This is a genomic window from Reyranella sp. CPCC 100927, assembly GCF_007859315.1.
In the GTDB taxonomy this organism is placed as follows: domain Bacteria; phylum Pseudomonadota; class Alphaproteobacteria; order Reyranellales; family Reyranellaceae; genus Vineibacter.
In genome coordinates, this window is the sequence record NZ_VOHA01000008.1 from 274,083 (window position 1) to 289,629 (window position 15,547).

A 15,547-nucleotide genomic window follows, 5' to 3' on the forward strand; every position below is an offset into this window, starting at 1 on the left:
CCCGTGGCCGATGCCGTCCTGCCCGCAACGCGACCACCGGTCTGGTCACGCGTCGGTGCACGCGTGCGGTCCCTCGACGCGCGCTACCTGCAGATCGGATTCCTGGGCTCGTTCCTGCTGTTCGGTGCGCTGGTGCGAGACTTCGCGCTGCGCCCGGAACAGGTCGTGCTGACCTTCGCCGCCGCACTCGCCACGCAACGCATCGGCGCGCAGTTGACCGGCCTGCCCAGCCACAGCCTGCTGAGCGCCGTGGTCACCAGCCTCGGGCTCAGCATCCTGGTGCGTGCCGATTCGCTCTGGGTCCATCCGCTGGTCGCCACGCTGGCCATCGGCGCCAAGTTCGCCATTCGCTGGAACGGCAAGCATCTCTACAACCCGGCCAACCTCGGCGCGATGATCGCGTTGCTGCTGCTGCCGGGTGCCTGGATCTCGCCCGGCCAGTGGGGCAGCGACATGCTGCTGGCGCTGTGGGTGGCCACGTTCGGCATCACGGTGTCGAGCAGCGCCCGGCGCTTCGATATCGCCTGGGCGTTCCTGGCGATCTATGTCGGCCTGCTGGTGCTGCGTATCGTCTATCTCGGCGCGCGCTGGGCCGTGCTGGAGAACCAGCTGTCGAGCGGCGCACTGATCCTGTTCACGTTCTTCATGATCACTGATCCGATGACGACCCCCAACCACCGGCTGATGCGTTTTCTTTATGCCGCGATCGTCGCCGTCGGCGCCTTCGTCTGGACCTATGTGTTCTTCGACACCAACGGGCTGATATGGGCGCTGTTCCTGGCCACGCCCTTGGTGCCGCTGCTCGACCGCCTGATGCCGGCGGCCAAGTTCCAATGGCGGCCGCAATCGCCCTATCCGACAGCACCGTCCGGTCGCGCGGACAGCCGGTGACCGCGCATCACCCTTCGTTCTGTCGATCGATTTCGAACCACACCGCGTCGATGTCCTTGTAGGTGACGTGCCTGCGGTACGTCATGCCCAGGCGCTTCATCACCGCTTGCGAGGCGAGATTGTCGGGCTTGGTGATGGCGAAGATCGACGGCAAGCCGCGGCGCTCGAAGCCGTAACGCAGCGCCACGCCACCCAGCTCCGTGGCATAGCCCTTGCCCCATGCCTCGGGATGCAGCGCATAGAGGAGTTCGGTCTGACCGCCGAATTCGGGAATGACGCGCAGGCCGCCATGGCCGACCAGCCTGCCCTCCTCGTCGCCGTCCTTCAGGAACAGACCCCACGGGCCATGACCATCGTCGGCCCAGCACTGCGCGAAGTAGGCAATGGTGCGCAACGCGTTGTCGAGCGGGTCGCCCTGCTGCGATGTCGGCAGCCAGCGTGCGACCTCGGGATGGTAGCGGATCTCGGCATAGGCGGCCGCATCGGCGTCAACCAGCGGACGCAGGATCAGGCGGGCAGTCAGTACGGTATCCATAGCGCAACAGTAACGCATATTGCCGCTGTCCCGGCACGCGCCCGCCACGCGGAACGGAGGCCTCGCCGCGCGCGAGTCCCGCCGCTAGGATCGCGCATGAACGGCCGTTCATACGGGAGGACACCCATGGATTTCGAGATCCCCGCCGATATCAAAGCCTATCTCGATGAACTCGATGCCTTCATCGAGCGCGAGATCCGGCCGTTGGAACGCGAGAACGACAACATCCGCTTCTTCGACCACCGCCGCGAGCACGCCCGCACCGACTGGGACAACGACGGCCAGCCGCGCCACGAATGGGAGGCGCTGCTGGCCGAGATGCGCCGGCGCGCCGACAAGGCGGGCCATCTGCGCTTCGCGCTGCCCAAGGACCTGGGCGGCAAGGACGGCAGCAACCTCGCCATGGCGATCATCCGCGAGCACCTGGCCCATAAGGGCCTGGGGCTGCACAACGACCTGCAGAACGAAAGCTCCATCGTCGGCAACTTCCCGGTCGTCCTGCTGCTGCACCGCTTCGGCACGCCGGAACAGAAACAGCGCTACATCCAGGCCATGCTGGCCGGCAAGGAGCGTATCGCCTTCGGGCTCACCGAACCCAACCATGGGTCGGACGCGACCTTCATGGAGACCAACGCCGTCAAACGCGGCGGCGACTGGGTGATCAACGGCGGCAAGCGCTTCAACACCGGCCTGCACACGGCGACCGTCGATCTGATCTTCGCGCGCACCTCAGGCAAACCAGGCGATGCGCGCGGCATCAGCGCCTTCCTGGTGCCGGTGAGCACGCCAGGCTTCAAGGTCGAGTACATGTGGTGGACGTTCAACATGCCCAGCGACCACGCCGAAGTGTCGCTCACCAACGTCACCGTGCCGGCGTCGACCATGCTGGGCGAGGAAGGCATGGGCCTGGATGTGGCGCAGACCTTCGTGCACGAGAACCGCATTCGCCAGGCCGCATCGAGCCTGGGCGCGGCGCAGTACTGCGTCGACTGCTCGGTCGCCTACGCCAACCGCCGTGTCGTCTTCGGCAAGAAGCTGTCCTCCAACCAGGCCATCCAGTTTCCCCTGGCCGAACTGCACACCGAAGCCGAGATGACCCGCGGACTGGTGCGCAAGACCGCCTGGTACCTGGACCGTGAGCATCACATGGATGTGAGCCCCTGGGTGGCGATGGCCAACTATCGCGCCAACCGGCTGGTATGCGACGCCGCCGACCGGGCGATGCAGGTGCATGGCGGTGTCGGCTATTCACGGCACTACCCCTTCGAGCACATCTTCCGCCACCACCGACGCTATCGCATCACCGAAGGTTCCGAGGAAATCCAGATTCGCCGTGTGGCCGGCTCGCTCTTCGGCTATTGGGGCACGCAGAAGGCACCCAAGGCGGCGGAATGACGGTCCGGCCGCCGCCGGAGGAGAATCGATGGCGTACTGGTGGCTGAACCAGAAGGAAGACGACTTCGCCCTGCTCGACGAGGAAGGGGTGGTGGCGATCCCGCGGCGCGACAGGCTGGGCAAGACCAACCCAAGCTATGCCGTCGCGGGCGAGATGCGGCCGGCCGACATCGGCTTCGCCTTCATCGGCGGCGAGCTTGACGGCGTTTTCACCGTCGTCGAGGCGCCGCAGGACGACACCGTCGAAATGGCGCCCGACTTCCAGCGCCGGGCGGCACGCCTGGTGCCGGTGCGGTTTTTCGGCCTGGCGATCCCGGTGCGCGTCGAGGAAACCACACTGCGACTGCGCGATGTGCTGCCCGCCTTCGGCTCACCGCTTGATCCCGACGGCACCAACAAGGACACGGTGATCCACCGCGTCGGCGAAGCCGTCAGCGACCGCCTGGTCGCGCTGGCTGCCGATGCCGAACCGATGTCGGCCTCGCTGGCCGAAGCGATGGCCGAGGCGATAGCGGTCGGCGACCTGCCGGAGGAACACAAGAACGACCTGATCGAGGCCCGCCTGGGGCTCGGCCGCTTCGGCGATGCGGTCATGGCGCAGTGGGACCGCGCCTGCTGCGGCACCGGCACGGCGGTGGATGGCCTCATCCACGTCAACCCGATCAAGCCCTGGGTGCGCGCCACCAACGACGAGCGACTGGATCCCGAGAACGGCCTGCTGATGGTCGCGACATGGAGCCTGGCGTTCAACAGCGGCCTCATCGCTTTCGAGGACGACGGCGCCATCGTGCTGTCGGCCGATTTGCCGGCGACGGAAGCCCACAAGGCCGGCATCGCCCCCGACTTCCGCCTCCCGCTCAAGGGCGATCGGCAGCGCACTTACCTGGCGTGGCACCGCATGAACGTGTTCGCGGGAAGTTAGTTTCCAGAGGTTAGAGCGCCAGCCGATCGATCGCGGCGGCCAGTTCATCGACGGTGGCGACATCGGCGTCGGGCAGTTCGGTCCAGCTTCGCGGCGCCTGGGCGGCGTGACGGCCGGCGCGAAAGCGCACCGTGCGCATGCCCAGCAGGCGCGCCGGTACGATATCGTTGTCGATGCGATCGCCCACCATGAGGCAGTCGGCCGGCACTGCACCCAGCCGGGCGCACACCGTCAGGAACAGACGCGGATCGGGTTTGTGGAAGCCCAGCTGCGCACTGCCGTCGGCACTGTCGAACAGCCCCGCCATGCCCAGCCGCTCCAGCTTGGCCGCCAGCGTCAGTGGCTGATTGGCGACAATGCCCAGGCTGAAGCCCGATGCGCGCAGGGCCGCCAACAGCTCGATCATGCCGGGCCGCGCTTCGGCGAGGTCGTTCCGGGCCATCTCCGCCGAGAACAACGTCCAGGCGCGATGCGCGGCAAAGACGTCGCCGTTGCATAAACGCCAGATCACTGCCTGGTAGAGATTGGGTGCGAAGCTCTCGACCGCCCGCGCACAGGCCTCATCGTAGTCCGCCGACGTGACGTCGATGCCCTGACGTCGCACGGCCTGCGGCAACAGACGATCGACGGCGCGCTCGAACGCTTCTTCGGTATCCAGCGGACCGCCGACGTCGAACAGCAGGGTTGTGATGGGCATGAGGCACTGTAGCGCCGGCGGTCAGACCCGCAACAGCCGCACGCTCCCCCCGGTTCGCTGGGCCTGCCGCGCGGCGCCGGCTTGCGCCTCGGCACCATAGGCCGCGCGTGCCAGCGCGACCTCGTGGGCGATCGCGGCGGCGCCGTCCTGATCAAGCCCTTCGTAGAGCGACCGCCGATCGGCCAACAGCGCCGTCTGCGGCAACGCGGCGATCTGATGCGCCAGCTTCTCGGCCTCGGCCCGCGTGGCACCGCGCGGCGCCTTGCGGCTGGCCAGCCCCATCGTCAGGGCCTCGTCGGCCGCCACGGTGCGCCCGCTGATCACCATGTCGAGTGCCCGCCCGGCGCCGACCAGACGCGGCAGGCGCACGGTCGTGCCATCACCCGTCGGACCACCCCACAGCCGGGATGCCACGCTGAAGGCGGCTGTTTCGTCGATGATGCGGATATCGCAGAACAGCGCCACGCCCAGGCCCTCGGCACTGGCGGCTCCCTCGATGGCAGCGATCACCGGCTTCGACAGCGGCACCGCCAGCGGCCCATCAGCGGCGCTCGCCCACGGCCGGTAAATCCCGTTGGCCGCCAACTCGCCGAGATCAGCACCCGAGCAGAAGCATCCCCCGGCGCCGGTCACCACGATGGCCCGGATTTCCTCGTCGGCATCCGCCATCTGGAACGCACCGGCAAGGCCGCCGACCGTCTTGGCATTGAGCGCGTTCTTCATCTCGGCGCGGTTGATGATGATGGTCGTGACCGGCACCCGGCGCGACGCCAGGATGTTGCCGTCGGCGAACGTCATCGAAGTCAGTGGCGCAGCCATCGCAGATCCGGCGCTTCCGCCGCCGGCCACCCGACGCGCCTCGTATCGCCGCCTTGATGGCGGATTTATACCGGCCCGCCCGCAGGCCGGCGGGCCTCAATTGGTCCGCTTGGGATCGTTCGCGAAGCTGCCGCCGCGACCCGCGCCGTGGCTGAACCGCGCCGCGCCTGCCTGGGATTCGATCCGCCGGGCCTCCAGCGACAGCTCCATCTCGCGTCGGATCGCCGCCGCGGTCGCATGATCGAAGCTGTCGTAGGCCGAGCGGCGATCGGACCCAAGGGCGATCTGCGGAAAACCCGCGATCTGACGCGCCAGCGTCTGCGCCTCGGCCAGGGTCGTGCCGCGCGCCACCTTGCGGGTGGCCAACCCGATCGCGATGGCTTCGTCGGCGCCGACGGCGCGGCCGGTGATCAGCATGTCGAGCGCCCGTCCCTGGCCCACGATCCGCGGCAGGCGCACCGTGGTGCCGTCGCTCATGGGCACGCCCCAGCGCCGCGAGAAGACCCCGAACACGGCTGTCTCATCGACGATGCGGATGTCACAGAACAGCGCGACCCCGAGTCCACCGGCGCAGGCATGGCCTTCGACGGCGGCGATCACCGGTTTCGACAGGGCCGCGCGCAACGGCCCCTCGTCGCTGCCGGCCCATGGAAAATAGTCGACACCGGCGCCGAGCTGCTTGAGGTCGGCGCCGGCGCAGAAGGCACCGCCGGCGCCGGTCAGCACCGCGACGCGGGCACTGTCGTCGGCATCGAAGACCCACAAGGCCTCAGCCAAAGCCCGGGCGCTGTCGTTGTCGAGCGCGTTGCGCACGTCGGGCCGGTTGATGACGATCGTCGTCACCGGACCGTCGCGCGATACCAGCACCTTGCCGCCGGCAAGCGTGGTCTCAGCCATGGCGTTCTCCCTCGTCATTGCCGGCAGCCCGTCACCGCAGCGGGCTGTAGCTCGCCGCCACCATGCGCAGGGTCAGAAGGTTCTGTTCCAGCAGATCCTTGGTCTTGGTCGTCAGGAAGATTTCGGCAATCGCGCCGGGCTCCTCGATCAACACGACGGCCTCATGATCGATCGGCTGGCCACCCTCCGCCGGCTCGCTGTTCTCCAGCACGATCATCTCGCCGCGGCGGCCACCGACGATCGCCACCGTACCGGCGCGCGACATCGTGAAGTCGCGATCGGTGTTGCGCCGCGTCAGGGTCACGCGCTCGACCCAGCTCTCGATCGAATCGATCTCGCGGTTCTTGGTCCGCATCTGGCCCGAGATCAGGACCGGTGCGCCATCCGGCGGGGCGATATCGGCCACGGTCACGGTCGACTTGGTCGAGCGGTCGGCACCACGCACGCTGCGGGCAACCCATCCCTGCGGCGGGCGCAGGGCGTAGGTCAGTCCCTGGCCGCGGATGATGATGCGACCGTCGGCGGTTCGCGTCGGCAGCGGCGGCGGTTCCGGCTTGGGCGCCTCGCGGGGGCCGCTGCTGCACGCACCCAGGGCAAGGACCAGTCCCCCCATCAAGATGCCTCGCCGCGTCAGCCTCTTATTGTCTCTTGATGCGGCGATCACCATGCCGGTCACGTCACCTTGTCGATATCGCGGGTCAGCTCGGCGTTGCCGAGCTTGGGTTTGCGGAAGTACCACCATTGGCGGTCGGGATGCCAGCCCTCGCGCCGGGCCACCGCCGATCCCCACAGACACTTGCCGGCATCGACAGTGGCCTGCAAGAAGCGCTGGTCGCTCGCCGCCAGACGATCGCGAGACGCTTGCCCCGGCGGCCGCTTGCGCGGCGTTGTCGCTTGCAGAGCGTCGCCGATGGCACGGCGCAGGTCCATGTCATTGAGCCAGTCATCCAGATCGAAGGCATAGCCCGCCTCGATCCCGGCCACGATGCGATCCCATGCCGCAATGCGGTCCGACAGCGATTTCTTGCCGGTCATCGCGGGCCTCAATGGTCACGTTCCAGTTGGCGGCGGAAATACCGTTCACCGTCATTGGGCCGAAAAAAGGTGCGGATGACGCCGTTCGGATTGAAGGCGATGAAGGCGCCGCTGCGCCGGTCGAAGCGGGTCACGACGCCGTCCCGGCGCACCGACTCGAGGATCGGACCGCCGGCCGTCGCATCGCGCAACGCCTGAGCCCGGCGCAGATACTCCTGCTGCGAGATGGTGCCGAACTCGCTGCCGTGCTTGTCGTAGTGCTCTTCCAGCCTGTTGCGGCTGGCGAAACCGACGGCCGGCCCCCAGACCCGATCCTGGGCCTGCGGCCCACGGGCTTCGATTTGCGGCCCGCCAGCGCCCGGTGCGCGATCGGCCGACGACCCGCCGCCCCAGCCGCCAAACAGGGCGACCGCGGCTGCCACGATCAGCGCCAACACGGCGATCAAGCCGCGGCCGCCGCGAAACCCTGTCCCAAGATTCATGGCCCAGCACCAACTTCAACGCACCGACAGGCTAGCCTGCCCGCGGTCGGTTGCCTATTGCAGCGGCGCACCGTTGCGCACCCAACGCGCGATCAGCGCGCGGTCCTCATCGGAGAGTTCGGTGATGTTGCCGGGCGGCATGGCCTTGGTGTGCCAGACCTGCTGCAGCATGGCCTGGGCATAGGCCTTCATCTGTCCGGGTGTCTCCAGCATGACGCCCTTGGGCGGCGCCGCGAAGCCCTCCCGCGTGGGTTTGGCCGCATGGCAGACGGCACAGCGCTCGGCCACGGTCTTGGCCACCTGGGCGAACTCCGTCTTGCCGGCCAGTTCGACAGTGACCTCGTCGCGCGGCGCCACGACGATCGCGGTCAGCAGCAGGATCACCAGCCCGGCGGCCAGCGGCAGCGCCGGCGCATTGCCCTTGTGGCGCAACACGAACCACAGGCGGATCAGCGCGCCGGCGGCCGACAGCGCCACCAGGATCGCCCAGTTCCAGGCATGGCCGGTGACGCCCGCGTAGTGGTTGGCGATCATGGTGAACAGCACCGGCAGGGTGAAGTAGGTGTTGTGCACCGAACGCTGCTTGCCCATCGCGCCCCATCTGGGGTCGGGCAGGCGGCCTTCGGCCTTGGCCTTCACCAGTTCGGCCTGGCCGGGAATGATCACGAAAAAAACATTGGCCACCATGATGGTGCCCAGCATGCCACCGAAATGGATAAAGGCACCGCGGCCGGAAAACAGCTGGCACAGGCCCCAGGCGGCTGCCACCGACAGCAGCGCCAGCACGCCGCCCAGCACGGCATCGTCGTTGCCCAGCGCCGAGCGGCACAGCAGGTCGTAGACGATCCACCCGCCGGCGATGAACGCCAGCCCGATGCCGATCGCCTGCCAGCGCGACAGGTCCTTCACCAGCGGATCGATCAACGCGACGTCTGCCCCGTAATAATAGACGAGGCACAGCATGAACATGCCGGTGATCCAGGTGGTGTAGGCCTCCCACTTGAACCAGTGCAGCACTGGCGGCAACGACGGCGGCGCCACCTTGTACTTCTGCGCATGGTAGAAGCCGCCGCCGTGCACCGACCACACCTCGCCGCCGACGCCTTGGGCCACGTCGGCCGGTGCCGCCGGCTCCTGCAGGTGGTTGTCGAGCCAGATGAAGTAGAACGAGGCGCCGATCCAGGCGATGCCGGTGATCATGTGGGCCCAGCGGCCCACCAGGTTCAACCACTCGGCGAGATAAGCAGTGTCCATCGTGCAGCGATGCTCCCCAATCGCACCGCGCACCATAGCCGACACGGGAAGGCCGGCAAGCCGCCCTTCCCGTCATGGTAGCGCCCCAGCGTCGGACCCGCCTATGCCGCGCCTTCGCAGATGCTGTGCCCGTGCCGGCGGACGCGGCGGCTGGCGCCCAGCCGGGGGATTGGCTAAAGCATCGGGACCTTCTTCCGCCATGGCGCGGAAAGACCCTATCGGCTTCACTGCGGAGGACCCCATGACAGCCCTTCAGCTTCCCGCGGGCGTCGAGCTGACCGGTGCGCTCAAGCCCGGTTTCGAGACCATCCTCACGCCGGAAGCACTGGCGTTCGTCGTCGACCTGCAGCGCCGCTTCAACCCGATGCGCGAGGCGCTGCTGGCCGCCCGCGTCGAGCGCCAGAAGCGGCTGGACGCCGGCGAGAAGCCCGACTTCCTGCCCGAGACCAAGACGGTGCGCGAGTCGGACTGGACCGTGGCGGCGCTGCCCAAGGACATCCTCGACCGCCGCGTGGAGATCACCGGCCCGGTCGATCGCAAGATGATCATCAATGCGCTCAACTGCGGCGCCAACGTCTTCATGGCCGACTTCGAGGACGCCTCGACGCCGACCTGGGCCAACATGGTCGAGGGCCAGATCAACCTGCGCGCCGCCAACCGGCGCGAGATCGACTTCACCGAGCCGTCGACCGGCAAGGCCTACAAGCTGGGCGAGCGGATCGCCACGCTCTTCGTGCGGCCACGCGGCTGGCATCTGCCGGAGCGGCACCTGCTCGTCGACGGCCAGCCGATGTCGGGCTCGCTGTTCGATTTCGGCCTGTACTTCTTCCACAACGCCAAGGAACGCCTGGGGCGCGGCACCGGCACCTACTTCTACCTGCCCAAGCTCGAGAGCCATCTCGAGGCGCGGCTGTGGAACGACGTCTTCGTGCACGCCCAGAAGACGCTCGACGTGCCGCAGGGCACCATCAAGGCTACGGTGCTGATCGAGACCATCCTCGCCACCTTCGAGATGGACGAGATCCTGTGGGAGCTGAAGGAGCATTCGGCCGGCCTGAACTGCGGCCGCTGGGACTACATCTTCAGCTTCATCAAGAAGTTTCGCGAGCAGGACTGGGCCGTGCTGCCCAACCGCGGCGAGGTCACGATGACCACCCACTTCCTGCGCACATACAGCCAGCTGGTGATCAAGACTTGTCACCGCCGCGAGGTGCACGCGATGGGCGGCATGGCGGCGCAGATTCCGATCAAGAACGATGCGGCCGCCAACGAGACCGCGATGGAGCGCGTGCGCGCCGACAAGAAGCGCGAGGCCGGCGACGGCCACGACGGCACCTGGGTGGCGCATCCCGGCCTGGTCGAGATCGCCAAGGCCGAGTTCGATGCCGTAATGAAGGACGCCAACCAGATCGCGCGCAAACGCCAGGACGTGCACGTCACCGCCACCGACCTGCTGCAGGTGCCGCAGGGCGGCAAGAGCGAGGCCGGCCTGCGCCAGAACGTGGCCGTCGGCATCGGCTATGTCGAGGCGTGGTTGCGCGGCATCGGCTGCGTGCCGCTGTTCAACCTGATGGAGGACGCCGCCACCGCCGAGATCAGCCGCGCCCAGGTCTGGCAGTGGGTGCGCCACGGCCAGTCGCTCGACGACGGGCGGCCGGTCACCAAGGAGCTGGTGCGCCAGATCGTGCGCGAGGAACTCGACAAGGTGAAGGCACAGGTCGGCGAGACGACCTACGCCGGCAGCCGCTACGAGGACGCCGCCCAGCTGATGATCGACCTGGTCGAGCAGCCGGTGTTCCGCGAGTTCCTGACCCTGCCGGCCTACGATCGCATCATCGCCGACGAACGCCAGGCGGCGTAATCGCCCTCCCCACGCAGTGGGGAGGTGCCCCGTAGGGGCGGAGGGAGTCGACGGGGTCTATGTAACTGAGACCAGGTCGGGTCCCCCTCCGGCCTTCGGCCACCTCCCCCAGCGAAGCTGGGGGAGGACACATTCACGCGACGTGGCGTGCCATGCGCGGTGTCTTGGCGAGCGCGTCGCCTTCGCGGCCCAGGATCTTGCAGATGCGCTCCGGCGCGAAGCCGATCGCGACGAAGGTCGGCCCGACATTGGCGACCTCGCGGTATTCGGTGATGAGGCCGTCGCGCAGCTTCATCATCGCCACGCCTTCAAACCCGACGCGCTTGCCCTGGGCTTCAGGCAGCGTCGAGACATAGCTGAAGGTGTAATAGGCATAGAGCGAGCGGCCATCGCTCAGCGGATCGTGCATGTCCCAGCGGAAGTCGCGCGCGGTGCGGTGGAACCAGTCGTCGATCATCTCGGCGATCTTGGCGCGGCCGGTGAACGCACCATAGAAGAGATCGTGATAGACGCCATCCTCGGCGAACAGCGCCGCGAAGCGCCGGCCATCGCGCTTCTCCACCGCGTCACAGAATTCCTTCAGCATCGCCGTCGCGTCCATCGTTTCCTCTCCTGTGTCAGCTCCCGTCATCCTATCATCGCGTCGGCCGGAACGACCACAGCCGCGGGAAAGGCGATCACCATGCGTGATATGGCACGATGCATTCTTCTCATCGGGCTGGTTTTCACCGGAGTCGATGCCCATGCCCAGCAGGGCTTTGATGTGCAGGGCCATCGCGGCACGCGGGGGCTGGCGCCGGAGAACACGCTGGCGGCCTTCCGCAAGGCCATGGAGATCGGCGTCACGACACTGGAAACCGATCTCGCGCTGACCCGCGACGGCACGCTGGTGCTATCGCATGAACCGCTTCTGAATCCCGACCTCACGCGCGATGCCGACGGCAAGTGGCTCACCGGGCCGGGACCAGCGATCCGATCCCTGACCCTGACACAGATCAAGGCCTACGATGTGGGCCGGCTCAATCCCGACAGGGGCTACAGCCGGCAATGGCCCGAGCAGGTCCCCGTCGACGGCGAGCGCATCCCGAGCCTGGCCGAACTGGTGTCGCTCACCCAGGCAATGGGCAAGACCCAGGTACGATTCAACATTGAAACCAAGCTGACCCCCCAGCGGCCCGAGGAAACACCCGATCCCATGGCCTTCGCGACCGCGGTCGCCAGCGCCGTGCGCACGCATGACATTACAGCGCGCACCACAGTCCAGTCGTTCGACTGGCGCACGCTGGTGGCGCTCAAGCAGGTGGCGCCGGAGATCGCCACCGCGTGCCTGACCATCGAAGCGTCGAGCATGAACACCGTCGCCGCCGGCGCCGATGGCGCGTCGCCCTGGCACGCCGGTCTCAAACGCGCCGACCACGGCGGCTCACTGCCGCGCCTGGTCAAGGCCGCCGGATGCGGCACATGGTCGATGTTCTGGCGCAACCTGACGCCGGACCTGGTCAAGGAGGCGCATGCGCTGAGCCTCAAGGTCGTGCCGTGGACCGTGAACAATCCGGCCGACATGAGAAACCTGATGGACATGGGTGCGGACGGCCTGATCACCGATTATCCCGACCGGCTGCGAAAGGTGATGGCGGAGCGTGGGATGACAGGGCCGTGAGTTTCGTATGCATCTTTGAATCGCCATGATCACACCTCCGATTCGCCCACAATTCTCCGCCATGCTGCGAGTTGTCGAGATGGGCCAGGATGCATTCCCCCGGAATGCCGCGTCCCCGGCGTGCGCGATCGAACCACGATCGCAGCGCGCCCGGTCGGCGGCACTGCTCGCGACGGTCCTGTTGGGACTGGCGGCGCCCGCATTCGGCCAGCAAAAACCGCCTGCACCGCAACGCTGGGCCGAGCGTTTCTACAATCCGCAGCCAGCCAAGGGTGAACTGGTGCTGCCCATTCCCTGCGGCGGTGCCATGGTGTTCCGCCGTATCGACGTACCCCACGAATCGGCGCTGGCGGACCGCAAGATCGTGGTCGGCGGTACCGACGATCGGTTCGCTTTCGCCGAAGGCAGCCGCTACGACTACATCGACGGCGCCTTCGGCGATGCCAAGGACAAGACCCGCCGCTTTTACTATCTCGCCAAGTACGAGACCACCGACCTGCAGATGAAGGCGCTGGCCGGCAACTGCGTGGCGGCCGATCGCGCCGGCCTGCGGCCGGCCACCGGCACCACCTGGTTCGATGCCGTGCAGGCCGCCCAGCTCTACACCGAATGGCTGCTGAAGAACGCCAAGGACAAGCTGCCGGTCGAGGACGGGCTGCCCGGCTTCCTGCGCCTGCCGACCGAGGCCGAATGGGAATACGCGGCGCGTGGCGGCGTTGCCGTATCAGCCTCGGTGTTCGAGGAAAAGGCGTTCCCGATGCCGGACGGCATGGAGAAGTACGTCTGGTATCGCAGCCAGCGGTCGTCGAACGGCGAACTGCAGGCCGTCGGCGCGCTGAAACCCAATCCGCTGGGCCTGCACGACATGCTGGGCAATGTCGACGAGATCGTGCTGGATCCTTTCCGCCTCAACAAGCTGGCACGCCTGCATGGCCAGGCCGGCGGCTTCGTGATCAAGGGCGGCAACTATCAGACCTCGGAGGCCGACATCCGCTCGGCCTATCGCAACGAACTGTTGCCGTTCGACGCCAACGGCCCACGCCGCGTGCCCACGGTCGGTTTCCGCCTGGCGCTGGTGGCGCCAGTGATTCCGTCACCGGCGCGCCTGGAAGCCGCCAAGAAGGCGTGGGAGGCGCTGCCCAAGGCGGAAGCGCTGCGCAGCGGTGACGTGGCGCAGAACGATCCGCTGGCCGAGTTGCAGACGATCATCATGGCGACCACGGATGCCGATATCCGCTCGCGTCTGACCGCGCTGCAGCGGGAATATGCCAAGCGCATCGACGAGGAAGGCACCTTGCGCGGCCGTGCCGCCCGCAGCCTGCTGCGCCTGGCCGCGTTCCTGGGCGACAAGCTGCGCGTCGACCAGCGTTTTCTCGACCAGGTGCAGAAAAGCCGCGATACCCAAAAGCAGGCCGGCCGCGACGTGACGGCACTCGACGCGCGGCTGAAGGAACTCCATGTAACGCTGCAGGGCAACCTGCGTTACTACGCCGACACCATCGTGCAGATCGCGCAGGACTACAACGATTCGACCGTCAATCAGCAGCTGGGGACCTTGAAGCTGGAATTCGAGAAAGGCGGTACGGCGCACCTGGATCCGCTGGCCAGGCAGGTTGCGGCGCACGTCTCGGCCTACCGCAAATCGTCCGGCGTGAAGCCGGATGCCTGGTTCAAAGACATTCTTGCCTTGCCTTGAAGGAGGCCCGCCATGTACGCCCTCTTCCGCCCTCGCGCCGTACGCTCGGCGATCGCCGCCGCGTTGTGCGCCGCCACGCTGGGCGGCTGTGTGACCGGCGGCTCGTACGCCAATGATCCCTATCTGACGCCGGAACAGCGTCGCCTGCGCGCGCAGGACCAGGAGTTCAACCGCACCGTCGGCGAGGGCGCCGTGGTCGGCGCGCTGGGTGGCGCGCTGATCGGCGCATTGGCCGGCGGCAAGCGCAATCGGGCTGCCGGTGCGCTGATCGGCGCCGGTGCCGGCGCGTTGCTGGGCGGTGCGACGGGCTACTACGTGGCCAAGAAGAAGCAGGGATACGTCGACGAGAACCAGCGGCTGGACTCGATGACGTCCGATGTGCGCAGCGACAATGCGCGGCTCGAGGCCTACATCGCCAACACGCGCACGGTCGTCGCCCAGAACAAGGCTGAACTCGCCCGACTGCGGGCGTCCTACAACACCAACCAGGCGACCAGGGCCGATCTCAACCGCCGCGTCGCCACCGCCGAGGAGGATGCCTCCCACATCCGGCAGACCATCTCGCGCCTGCGCGAGCGGCAGAGCGACTACATCCAGGCGCGCAACGCGAGCCGCTCCGAGAGCCCGGGCGCCAGCACGGCGTCGATGGATGCCGAGATCGCGCGGTTGAACCAGCAGATCGCGGCACTGGAAGCGCAGCTCAACGAGCTCAACAGCGCCATCTCGATCACCAAGACCAGCTGAGCCGCGTCGGGAGTGAACTCATGCGCAAGCCGATTCTCGCCATCATCGCCGTGCTCGGGCTGGCCGCGTGCACCGATGACGACCCCAGCCGTGGTGGCTTCTTCGGGGGCGTCAGCGGACTGAGCAGCGGCAAGTACGAGCGCCAGACACAGGCCCGCCGCGATACGCTCGGTGCCGAGCAGCAACGCAATCAGCAACTGCAGTCCGATGCGGCGCGCGCCAATGCCCAACGCCAGCAGGTGGCGTCCGAACGTGCCGCCCTGCAGCGCCAGAACGCGGCACTCGGCAGCGAGATCACGCGCCTGCGCGGCAAGCTCTCCACGGCCGAGGCCAGCCGCGGCCAGAACGTCGCCGAGCTGCGCCGCCTGAGCGGCGATCTCGACGCCCTGCAGGCGTCAGGCAACCAGATCAACAATGACCCGACGTTGGCCGACGCCGAGAAGCGGCGGCGGATGGAAGAACTCAACCACCGCAAGCAGCTGCTGGAACGCGCCATCGATCAGGCGACCGGGACAAGGTCTTAGCGTTTTCACCTCTCCCGCAAGCGGGAGAGGTCGACGAGCGCCCAGCGCTCGGCGGGTGAGGGCTTCACACGAGGCGTCGAGTCCTTGGTCCCTCACCTTCCCATCGCTCACGCGATGGCCCCTTCCTCTCCCGCC

17 protein-coding genes are annotated in these 15,547 nt (G+C 67.4%); 8 read left to right on the top strand and 9 right to left on the bottom strand.

Features of this window, described 5'->3' with window-relative positions; genetic code table 11:
* Window positions 1-3: 3 nt before the first annotated feature.
* The gene (locus FQU96_RS22645) at window positions 4-891 is read left to right on the top strand and encodes an RnfABCDGE type electron transport complex subunit D (RefSeq protein WP_146543615.1); all 888 of its coding nucleotides are present in this window, start codon (window positions 4-6) and stop codon (window positions 889-891) included.
* Between the two features lie 7 nt (window positions 892-898).
* Here the strand turns inward: FQU96_RS22645 and FQU96_RS22650 are convergent, their stop codons facing one another.
* A complete protein-coding gene (locus FQU96_RS22650; RefSeq protein WP_178130657.1) occupies window positions 899-1,426 on the bottom strand; it encodes a GNAT family N-acetyltransferase in 528 nt (175 codons plus the stop codon).
* Between the two features lie 126 nt (window positions 1,427-1,552).
* Between FQU96_RS22650 and FQU96_RS22655 the strand changes: the two genes are divergently transcribed.
* Both FQU96_RS22655 and FQU96_RS22660 read left to right on the top strand, forming a co-directional pair.
* Window positions 1,553-2,821 carry an acyl-CoA dehydrogenase family protein gene (locus FQU96_RS22655; RefSeq protein WP_146543617.1) on the top strand — a complete coding sequence of 423 codons (1,269 nt, stop codon included), beginning with the start codon at window positions 1,553-1,555 and terminating at the stop codon, window positions 2,819-2,821.
* 28 nt (window positions 2,822-2,849) lie between these two features.
* The gene (locus tag FQU96_RS22660; protein ID WP_146543618.1) at window positions 2,850-3,743 is read left to right on the top strand and encodes a hypothetical protein; all 894 of its coding nucleotides are present in this window, start codon (window positions 2,850-2,852) and stop codon (window positions 3,741-3,743) included.
* A gap of 10 nt (window positions 3,744-3,753) precedes the next feature.
* Here FQU96_RS22660 and FQU96_RS22665 read toward each other — a convergent pair whose 3' ends face one another.
* From FQU96_RS22665 to FQU96_RS22695, 7 genes are all read right to left on the bottom strand, one after another.
* Window positions 3,754-4,440: an HAD family hydrolase gene (locus FQU96_RS22665; protein WP_146543619.1), complete on the bottom strand. Its 687-nt coding sequence runs from the start codon at window positions 4,438-4,440 to the stop codon at window positions 3,754-3,756.
* Window positions 4,441-4,461: 21 nt separating this feature from the next.
* A complete protein-coding gene (locus tag FQU96_RS22670; protein ID WP_218574820.1) occupies window positions 4,462-5,259 on the bottom strand; it encodes an enoyl-CoA hydratase-related protein in 798 nt (265 codons plus the stop codon).
* 96 nt (window positions 5,260-5,355) lie between these two features.
* Complete coding sequence (locus FQU96_RS22675) at window positions 5,356-6,156, bottom strand: crotonase/enoyl-CoA hydratase family protein (protein ID WP_146543620.1); 801 nt, start codon at window positions 6,154-6,156, stop codon at window positions 5,356-5,358.
* Between the two features lie 31 nt (window positions 6,157-6,187).
* Window positions 6,188-6,769: a hypothetical protein gene (locus FQU96_RS22680; RefSeq protein WP_146543621.1), complete on the bottom strand. Its 582-nt coding sequence runs from the start codon at window positions 6,767-6,769 to the stop codon at window positions 6,188-6,190.
* Between the two features lie 59 nt (window positions 6,770-6,828).
* Entirely contained in the window at window positions 6,829-7,191 is a 363-nt protein-coding gene (locus tag FQU96_RS22685; RefSeq protein ID WP_146543622.1) for a hypothetical protein, read from the bottom strand.
* An 8-nt stretch (window positions 7,192-7,199) separates the two neighbouring features.
* On the bottom strand, window positions 7,200-7,673 hold the full coding sequence (locus FQU96_RS22690) for a hypothetical protein (RefSeq protein ID WP_146543623.1): 474 nt from the start codon (window positions 7,671-7,673) through the stop codon (window positions 7,200-7,202).
* A gap of 54 nt (window positions 7,674-7,727) precedes the next feature.
* Window positions 7,728-8,927, bottom strand: a complete 1,200-nt coding sequence (locus FQU96_RS22695; protein WP_146543624.1) for a urate hydroxylase PuuD — start codon at window positions 8,925-8,927, stop codon at window positions 7,728-7,730.
* A gap of 241 nt (window positions 8,928-9,168) precedes the next feature.
* Here FQU96_RS22695 and aceB point away from each other — a divergent pair, with 241 nt between their 5' ends.
* The gene (gene aceB / locus FQU96_RS22700; RefSeq protein ID WP_146543625.1) at window positions 9,169-10,788 is read left to right on the top strand and encodes a malate synthase A; all 1,620 of its coding nucleotides are present in this window, start codon (window positions 9,169-9,171) and stop codon (window positions 10,786-10,788) included.
* Between the two features lie 133 nt (window positions 10,789-10,921).
* Here aceB and FQU96_RS22705 read toward each other — a convergent pair whose 3' ends face one another.
* Complete coding sequence (locus FQU96_RS22705; protein ID WP_146543626.1) at window positions 10,922-11,389, bottom strand: nuclear transport factor 2 family protein; 468 nt, start codon at window positions 11,387-11,389, stop codon at window positions 10,922-10,924.
* Window positions 11,390-11,470: 81 nt separating this feature from the next.
* Here FQU96_RS22705 and FQU96_RS22710 point away from each other — a divergent pair, with 81 nt between their 5' ends.
* The 4 genes from FQU96_RS22710 to FQU96_RS22725 all read left to right on the top strand — a co-directional run bounded on the left by FQU96_RS22710 (window position 11,471) and on the right by FQU96_RS22725 (window position 15,412).
* On the top strand, window positions 11,471-12,448 hold the full coding sequence (locus FQU96_RS22710; RefSeq protein WP_218574821.1) for a glycerophosphodiester phosphodiesterase: 978 nt from the start codon (window positions 11,471-11,473) through the stop codon (window positions 12,446-12,448).
* Between the two features lie 61 nt (window positions 12,449-12,509).
* The gene (locus FQU96_RS22715) at window positions 12,510-14,144 is read left to right on the top strand and encodes an SUMF1/EgtB/PvdO family nonheme iron enzyme (RefSeq protein WP_178130658.1); all 1,635 of its coding nucleotides are present in this window, start codon (window positions 12,510-12,512) and stop codon (window positions 14,142-14,144) included.
* Between the two features lie 12 nt (window positions 14,145-14,156).
* Complete coding sequence (locus FQU96_RS22720) at window positions 14,157-14,888, top strand: glycine zipper domain-containing protein (protein ID WP_146543628.1); 732 nt, start codon at window positions 14,157-14,159, stop codon at window positions 14,886-14,888.
* 20 nt (window positions 14,889-14,908) lie between these two features.
* Window positions 14,909-15,412, top strand: a complete 504-nt coding sequence (locus tag FQU96_RS22725; protein ID WP_146543629.1) for a lipoprotein — start codon at window positions 14,909-14,911, stop codon at window positions 15,410-15,412.
* The last annotated feature ends 135 nt before the right edge of the window (window positions 15,413-15,547 follow it).

What these genes read in the sequence shown, in the direction of transcription:
- FQU96_RS22650 (WP_178130657.1), bottom strand. Translation starts at nt 1,426, where the DNA reads ATGGATACCGTACTGACTGCCCGCCTGATCCTGCGTCCGCTGGTTGAC.
- FQU96_RS22655 (WP_146543617.1), top strand. Translation starts at nt 1,553, where the DNA reads ATGGATTTCGAGATCCCCGCCGATATCAAAGCCTATCTCGATGAACTC.
- FQU96_RS22660 (WP_146543618.1), top strand. Translation starts at nt 2,850, where the DNA reads ATGGCGTACTGGTGGCTGAACCAGAAGGAAGACGACTTCGCCCTGCTC.
- FQU96_RS22665 (WP_146543619.1), bottom strand. Translation starts at nt 4,440, where the DNA reads ATGCCCATCACAACCCTGCTGTTCGACGTCGGCGGTCCGCTGGATACC.
- FQU96_RS22670 (WP_218574820.1), bottom strand. Translation starts at nt 5,259, where the DNA reads ATGGCTGCGCCACTGACTTCGATGACGTTCGCCGACGGCAACATCCTG.
- FQU96_RS22675 (WP_146543620.1), bottom strand. Translation starts at nt 6,156, where the DNA reads ATGGCTGAGACCACGCTTGCCGGCGGCAAGGTGCTGGTATCGCGCGAC.
- FQU96_RS22680 (WP_146543621.1), bottom strand. Translation starts at nt 6,769, where the DNA reads ATGGGGGGACTGGTCCTTGCCCTGGGTGCGTGCAGCAGCGGCCCCCGC.
- FQU96_RS22685 (WP_146543622.1), bottom strand. Translation starts at nt 7,191, where the DNA reads ATGACCGGCAAGAAATCGCTGTCGGACCGCATTGCGGCATGGGATCGC.
- FQU96_RS22690 (WP_146543623.1), bottom strand. Translation starts at nt 7,673, where the DNA reads ATGAATCTTGGGACAGGGTTTCGCGGCGGCCGCGGCTTGATCGCCGTG.
- FQU96_RS22695 (WP_146543624.1), bottom strand. Translation starts at nt 8,927, where the DNA reads ATGGACACTGCTTATCTCGCCGAGTGGTTGAACCTGGTGGGCCGCTGG.
- aceB (WP_146543625.1), top strand. Translation starts at nt 9,169, where the DNA reads ATGACAGCCCTTCAGCTTCCCGCGGGCGTCGAGCTGACCGGTGCGCTC.
- FQU96_RS22705 (WP_146543626.1), bottom strand. Translation starts at nt 11,389, where the DNA reads ATGGACGCGACGGCGATGCTGAAGGAATTCTGTGACGCGGTGGAGAAG.
- FQU96_RS22710 (WP_218574821.1), top strand. Translation starts at nt 11,471, where the DNA reads ATGCGTGATATGGCACGATGCATTCTTCTCATCGGGCTGGTTTTCACC.
- FQU96_RS22715 (WP_178130658.1), top strand. Translation starts at nt 12,510, where the DNA reads ATGCTGCGAGTTGTCGAGATGGGCCAGGATGCATTCCCCCGGAATGCC.
- FQU96_RS22720 (WP_146543628.1), top strand. Translation starts at nt 14,157, where the DNA reads ATGTACGCCCTCTTCCGCCCTCGCGCCGTACGCTCGGCGATCGCCGCC.
- FQU96_RS22725 (WP_146543629.1), top strand. Translation starts at nt 14,909, where the DNA reads ATGCGCAAGCCGATTCTCGCCATCATCGCCGTGCTCGGGCTGGCCGCG.